Genomic DNA, 6,651 nt, shown 5'->3' with positions numbered 1-6,651 from the left:
GTCGGACATGGGAGTGGGCGAATGACGAGCCGAGTGATGCTGATCTCACCCGCGATCAGTGCGTCGCTGCGGGAGGCGTCCCGGGGCCCGTCCGCACCTGCGTGGCGCTCAGTCGTGCGGGACCACCGCAACCGGCGCGGAGGCGTGCTGGAGCGCAGCGTGCGTCACCGGGCCGATGTGGCCGCCGACCGGCGCGCGGCGGTTCCTCCGGCCGACGACGACCAGGGCCGCGTCCCGCGAGGCGTGCACGAGGTGGCGGCCCGCGCCGCCGACCACGGCCTGCTCACGCACCTCGACGCCCGGATACTTGTCCTTCCACGGCCGCAGCACATCGGTCAGCCGGTGCCGTACCTGCTCGGCCAGCTCGTCGTTGAGCCCGGCATCCATGGCGGCGCCGTAGCCGTAGGCGGCCGGCAGCGACCAGCCGTGGACCACTCGCAGGTCGGCCGCGCGACGCTGGGCCGCCTCGAACGCGAACCCGATGACGGCGTCTCCCGGGTTCTCCAGGTCAAGCCCCAGGACCACGTCGCGGTACGGGGCCGCGGTGGACGCTGTCCCCGTGGCGTCCGGCAGATGTTCGTCCGCGGCGCTCTCGCCGGCTCGTACGAGGACGACGGGCCGCGGGGATCGTGCCACGACGGCGAGGGCGACGGAGCCGACCAGGAACCCGGCGACTCCGCCGAGGCCCCGAGAACCGAGAACCAGCAGGTCGGCGTTCTCGGCGGCGGCCAGCAGGGCGGGGACGGCCTGCTCCTCGGTCTGCTGTGTGGTGATCCGCAGACCCGGGTGACGCTGCGCGAGCCGTGACTCCGCCTCGCGCAGCATGTAGGCGGCCCACTCGCGCTGCGCATCGATCGCGCCCGGCGCCGGGACGCCGGCGAGCGGCGCGTACAGGTAGCGCATTTGTTCCCCGCCATGCACGAGACGCAGGGGCGCCCCGCGTTCCTGTGCTTCGCGGGCGGCCCAGTCGGCCGCGGCCAGGCTCTCGGGTGAGCCGTCGAGACCGACGGTGATGGTGGACATGTACGGACCTCCTTCAGGGGTGCCAGGTCAGTCTCCGGGCCGAGCACGTGGGGCAGCAGGGGCCCGAGGTCCCTGCCGGGGGGCCGAACGGCCCACGTGCCGGAGGTCCGTGACGCGGAGTCAGCCGGGCTGCAGGAGTGGCAGCGGCCGGGACCGGGCACGTGAATCCGCCCCTCGGTGCAGACGAGTGCGGCGTCCTCGGCGGCGGGCCAGTCGGTGAGCCGAGCTCTGATCACCGTGGCGGCCAGAGCCGCGGCCAGCGCGTCGTAGGCATCCCGTCCGGTGCCGTACGCCCGCCGGGCTTCCCCGGGGATGTACAGCCGGGGAGCGGCCGTCTGAAGCTCCACACCGGAACGCCGAGCCGGTCCAGGCGGGTGGCGAAGTTGAGGGTCGGGGCGAGTTCGCCGCCGGTCAGCTTCCGGTGGGTGCGGACGTCGAAGGACTTGATGTCCAGCAGCACCAGGTCGGTGTCGGCGAGCAATTCGTCGGTCGCGCGGGCGCCGAGGAAGCCGGAGGTGTCCGGTGCGGTGTGCAGGCCGAGTTCCTTGCAGCGGTGGAAGATCTCGGCCGTGAGAGCGGGCTGGAGCAGCGCCTCGCCGCCCGTGAGCGTCACTCCTCCGCCTGCGGTGGTGACGAAGGCCCGGTACTTCCCGATCTCGGCCAGCACCTCGTCGACGGTGGTCTGCTTCCCGTCGCGACCGACAGCCCTGCTGTGCCGCAGGCCATGAAGCGGTGCACGGGGTGGTCGTGCAGCGGCATCTCGATGCGCTCGTAGGCGTACTTGTCGTGCATGGAGTTGGACGGTTGCGCGTAGTCAGACGTGCTGGAGGACCGTTCCGGCCCGCAGCCAGTCGGCGCGGCGGTCCTGCGGCACGCGGGCCCGGCAGGTCGCGCTCTGCACCTTTCAGCCGGGGCGTCCATCCTGAACCCGAGAGGAGACCGCGCCGGCGCCGTACGGCCCTGGGACCGATGCGGCTGTTGGGCCGATGCGCCCGAGTCGATGGGGCCATTGGTCCCCTCTTCGCCCAACGAGGCGAAACGACGCCGAAACGCGGGCCGCTGCCTGATACACAGAAGACCGCCGCCCTGATGCGAAGCGGCGCTCATCCCACCACTTCCGCCCTGCCTGGGAGGCCCCATGCTGTCCGCAGAGTCCGCCGCCGTGGTCCGTGCCACCCTGCCCGCGGTCGCCGGAGCACTCGACGAGATCACGACGCGTTTCTACGGCGCGATGTTCCGCGACCGGCCGGAACTGCTCGATGGAATGTTCAACCGCGGCAACCAGGCCAGCGGCGCCCAGCGGCGCGCCCTGGCCGGCTCGATCGCCGGGTTCGCGACCGCACTGCTCGACGACCCGGACGCCCGTCCTGACACACTCCTGGACCGGATCGCGCACAAACACGCCGCCGTCGGGGTCACCGACGACCAGTACACGATCGTCCACAAGTACCTGTTCGGCGCGATCGCCGAAGTGCTCGGCGACGCGGTCACGCCTCAGGTGGCGGCCGCCTGGGACGAGGTGTACTGGCTGATGGCCGACGCCCTGATCGGCCGGGAGGCCCGCCTCTACCAGGACGCTGCCGTGGAGCCCGGCAAGGTGTGGCGGCAGTGGACCGTCGTCGAGCGCCGCACCGAGACCCCGGACACGGTGTCCTTCCTGCTCACCCCCGTCGACGGCGACCCGGCGCCGCAGGCCCGGGCGGGCCAGTACGTGAGCGTGCGTGTCCGCATGGCCGACGGCGTGCACCAGTTGCGGCAGTACAGCCTGTCGTCCGACCCAGGCGACGACCTGCGGCGGATAACCGTGAAGCGGGTCACCGGTACGTCCGACGAGCCGGACGGTGAGGTCTCCAACCTGCTGCACGAGCAGGTCCGTGAAGGCGACGAACTGACCCTGTCCGCGCCCTTCGGCGACGTCTTCCTCGACGACCCGGACGACACCACCGACCCGGTCGTGCTCGTGTCCGCGGGCATCGGCTGCACCCCTGTGACCGGCATCCTGGCCCACCTTGCCGCCACCGGCTCACCCCGCCCGGTGCTGGTGCTGCACGCCGACCGCTCTCCCGCCGAGCACGCCCTGCGCACCGAGACCCGCGAGCTGGTCGGGCAACTGCCCGGCGCCCGCGCCGTGTTCTGGTACGAGCAGCCCGGTGCGGAGGAACCCGACGCCCGCCCCGGTCTGATGGACATCGACGGGATCGCACTGCCCGAGGACGCCACGGTGTTCCTGTGCGGCCCACTGCCGTTCATGCAGGAGGTTCGCGGGCAGCTGCTGCGCGCCGGTATCCCGGCCCGACGCGTCCGCTACGAGGTCTTCGGCCCCGACCTGTGGCTGCCCGGCCCAGCGGCCTGAAGCACACCAACCCAACATTGCTTTGAGGGAGGAATTCACATGACCGGCGACACCGCACAAGGGTCACCCGCGGTTCTGCTGCGCTGCGAGGGCGCCGTGGACGAGGACACCCTGGAGTACGCCCGTACGAAGATCGACGCCGTCGTCACCCGGCCGGGGCTGCCCGCCGTCACCGGCGAAGTGCGTATCGTCCGAGCGGCCGCTCACCACGCCGACCGCCCCTGGTCGGCCACGGCCGACCTGCACGTGGGCAGCCGGCAGGTGGTCGTCCTCGCCGAGGAGGCCACCGGCACGGAGGTTGTCGACCAGCTCCAGGACCGGCTGCGCCGGCAGACCGACAAGGCCGCCCACGCCTCGGACGACAGCCACCGGACGGCGGCCCCGCCGTGGCGCGGCGGCGACCCGGCGTGAGTCCGCGATGAGCACGGCCCGGTCGGTGACGGTCCACCGACCGGGCCGTCATCGTCCTCTGCGGGAGTTCTGCCTCCGCACCGGGAACCCGCTGGGCGTGGTGCACAGCGGCGCGCGGCACAGCGGGCGCGTCGTGACAGCCGCGGCCCTCATCATGACCTCGGTCTTCGCCGCCTTCCTCACCTCCGACAGCACGATGCTCGAACAGATCGCCTTCGAGCTCGCCGCCGGTGTCCTGCTCGACGCGTTCGTCATCCGGATGACCTTCGTCCCGGCCGTCCTGGCACCGACCCGGCACGCGGCCCGGTGGCTGCCGAAGTGGCTGGAGCGCCGCCTTCCCGCCCTCGACGTCGAGGGCGACCGGCTCGACCACGCGCACGGCGCGGCCGTACCGGAATCCGCGCCCGTACCCCGTACCGGGGCGGGCGACGCCGAAGGCGCGCGGGCGTCGGCCACCCCGTCGACGGCCGACTGACGGCACCTCACCTCCGCCCCGGCGGATCCGGAGATCCGGTGATCCGGCGGGACGGAGCGTCGGCCGACGGTCCTACGGGATCGCCTCCCCCGCGACGACGATCTCCGCCACGCCGTCCCGGTCCTCGCTGACTTCCCGGTCCTCGCTGACTTCCCGGTCCTCGCTGACTTCCCGGTCCTCGCTGACTTCGCGGACGTTGCTGACCTCCCGGTCCTTCGTGACCTCCCGGTCCTTCGTGACTTCCCGGCCCTTCGTGACCTCCCGGTCCTTCGTGACCTCCCGGTCCTTCGTGACTTCCCGGCCCTTCGTGACCTCCCGGTCCTTCGTGAACTGAGTGCGGTACAGCTCCGCGTACCGGCCCTCCGCCGTGAGCAGCTCCTCGTGCGTGCCCCGCTCCACGATCCGCCCGGCCTCCACGACGAGGATCACGTCGGCGGTCCGCACGGTGGACAGCCGGTGCGCGATCACCACGGCCGTACGCCCTTCCAGCGCCTCGGTGAGCGCCTCCTGGACGGCCGCCTCCGAGGTGTTGTCCAGATGGGCGGTGGCCTCGTCGAGGATGACGACACGCTGGCGGGCGAGCAGCAGCCGGGCGATGGTCATGCGCTGGCGCTCGCCGCCGGAGAGACGGTAGCCGCGCTCGCCGACCACGGTGTCGAGGCCGTCGGGCAGGGAGCGTACGAGGTCTTCGAGACGGGACCTGCGCAGTACGTCCCACAGGTCGTCCTCCGTCGCGGAGGGACGGGCCAGAAGCAGGTTGGCGCGTACCGAGTCGTGGAAGAGGTGACCGTCCTGGGTGACCATGCCGAGGGTTTCGCGCATCGACTCGGCGCTCAGGTCGCGGACGTCGACGCCGCCGATGCGGACGGTGCCCTCGTCGGTGTCGTACAGGCGCGGCAGCAGTTGGGCGATGGTCGACTTGCCGGCGCCGGAGGAGCCGACGAGGGCGACGGTCTGGCCGGGCTCGGCGCGGAAGGACACGCCGTGCAGGACCTCGGCGCCACCCCGGGTGTCGAGGGCGGCGACCTCCTCCAGGGAGGCGAGGGAGACCTTGTCGGCGGAGGGGTAGGCGAAGCGGACGTCCTCGAACTCCACGGCCGACGGGCCTTCCGGGACCGTACGGGCGTCCGGTTTCTCCTCGATGAGCGGCTTGAGGTCGAGCACCTCGAAGACGCGCTCGAAACTCACCAGGGCGCTCATGACCTCGACGCGCGCCCCGGCGAGCGAGGTGAGCGGCGCGTACAGGCGGGTCAGCAGCAGCGCCAGTGAGACGACGGCGCCCGGCTCCAGACTGCCGCGCAGCGCGAACCAGCCGCCGAGCCCGTACACGAGCGCGAGCGCCAGGGCGGAGACCAGTGTGAGGGCCGTGATGAACGCCGACTGCGCCATCGCCGTGCGCACCCCGATGTCCCGCACCCGCCGGGCCCGCGCCGCGAACTCCGCGGACTCGTCCTCGGGCCGTCCGAAGAGCTTGATGAGCGTGGCGCCGGGCGCGGAGAACCGCTCGGTCATCCGGGTGCCCATCGACGCGTTCAGGTTCGCCGCCTCCCGTTGCAGACGTGCCATCCGGCTGCCCGTCCGCCGCGCGGGCACCACGAACACCGGCAGCAGCACCAGCGCGAGCAGGGTGATCTGCCAGGACAAGGTGAGCATGACGGCGAGGGTGAGCAGCAGGGTGACGAGATTGCTGACGACTCCCGACAGTGTGTTGCTGAAGGCGCGTTGGGCGCCGATCACGTCGTTGTTGAGTCGACTGACCAGCGCACCCGTACGGGTACGTGTGAAGAACGCGACCGGCATGCGCTGCACATGATCGAACACAGCCGTCCGCAGATCGAGGATGAGCCCCTCGCCGAGCGTCGCCGACAGCCAGCGGCCGAGGAGCCCGAGCGCCGCCTCGGCGAGCGCGATGAGTGCGATGAGCACGGCAAGGCGGATGACGGTGGCTTCGTCGCCGCCGGACACGATGGCGTCCACGACGCGCCCCGCGAGCACCGGCGTCGCGACGGCCAGCAGCGCGGTCAGCACGCTGAGGACCACGAACTGGCCGATACGGCGGCGATGCGGACGGGCGAAGGCGGCGATGCGACGCAGGGTCGCGCGGGCGAAGGGACGGCGCTCCTGCTGCGCGTTCATGACGCTGTACAGCTGGGTCCAGGCTGTGCTCTCCATGCTCATGGGAGTGACCGTAGGACCTCAAGCATCGTTGAGGTCAATGCTTCCTGGACGAATTCCACGCACACGACGGAAAGCGCGCGGGAACACACCGAGAAACACGCCGAGGAACACACCGAGGAACGCGTCGCAGAACACGGCGAAGAACACAGTAAGGAATCCATGACGGCACCCACGACGGCGACGACCCCTCCCGCACCTTGCCCGGCACGTC

General features: G+C 71.6%; 6 protein-coding genes and 1 pseudogene. 3 read left to right on the top strand and 4 right to left on the bottom strand.

Annotated elements, in window-relative coordinates; genetic code table 11:
- Nucleotides 1-108: 108 nt before the first annotated feature.
- Entirely contained in the window at nt 109-1,023 is a 915-nt protein-coding gene (locus ABZ656_RS10740) for a universal stress protein (RefSeq protein ID WP_101402272.1), read from the bottom strand.
- Between the two features lie 343 nt (nt 1,024-1,366).
- Nucleotides 1,367-1,720: pseudogene (locus tag ABZ656_RS10735) on the bottom strand (radical SAM protein); the annotation flags it as partial.
- A gap of 441 nt (nt 1,721-2,161) precedes the next feature.
- Here ABZ656_RS10735 and ABZ656_RS10730 point away from each other — a divergent pair.
- From ABZ656_RS10730 to ABZ656_RS10720, 3 genes are read left to right on the top strand one after another with little or no spacing between them, the layout of a single operon-like run.
- A complete protein-coding gene (locus ABZ656_RS10730) occupies nt 2,162-3,376 on the top strand; it encodes a globin domain-containing protein (RefSeq protein ID WP_360266505.1) in 1,215 nt (404 codons plus the stop codon).
- A gap of 39 nt (nt 3,377-3,415) precedes the next feature.
- Nucleotides 3,416-3,787, top strand: coding sequence for a hypothetical protein (locus tag ABZ656_RS10725; protein ID WP_360266502.1), 372 nt, complete (start codon nt 3,416-3,418; stop codon nt 3,785-3,787).
- Nucleotides 3,788-3,794: 7 nt separating this feature from the next.
- Entirely contained in the window at nt 3,795-4,262 is a 468-nt protein-coding gene (locus ABZ656_RS10720; protein ID WP_360266499.1) for an MMPL family transporter, read from the top strand.
- A 72-nt stretch (nt 4,263-4,334) separates the two neighbouring features.
- Here ABZ656_RS10720 and ABZ656_RS10715 read toward each other — a convergent pair whose 3' ends face one another.
- Both ABZ656_RS10715 and ABZ656_RS10710 read right to left on the bottom strand, forming a co-directional pair.
- Nucleotides 4,335-6,434 (bottom strand): ABC transporter transmembrane domain-containing protein, encoded by a 2,100-nt coding sequence (locus ABZ656_RS10715; protein ID WP_360266511.1) that lies wholly within the window; start codon nt 6,432-6,434, stop codon nt 4,335-4,337.
- 24 nt (nt 6,435-6,458) lie between these two features.
- A complete protein-coding gene (locus ABZ656_RS10710) occupies nt 6,459-6,587 on the bottom strand; it encodes a hypothetical protein (RefSeq protein WP_360266496.1) in 129 nt (42 codons plus the stop codon).
- Between the last annotated feature and the right edge of the window lie 64 nt (nt 6,588-6,651).

Source organism: Streptomyces sp. NPDC007095 (assembly GCF_040634475.1).
GTDB lineage: Bacteria > Actinomycetota > Actinomycetes > Streptomycetales > Streptomycetaceae > Streptomyces.
Note: the sequence above shows the minus strand (reverse complement) of the source record. Positions and strands in the feature narration are given on the sequence as shown.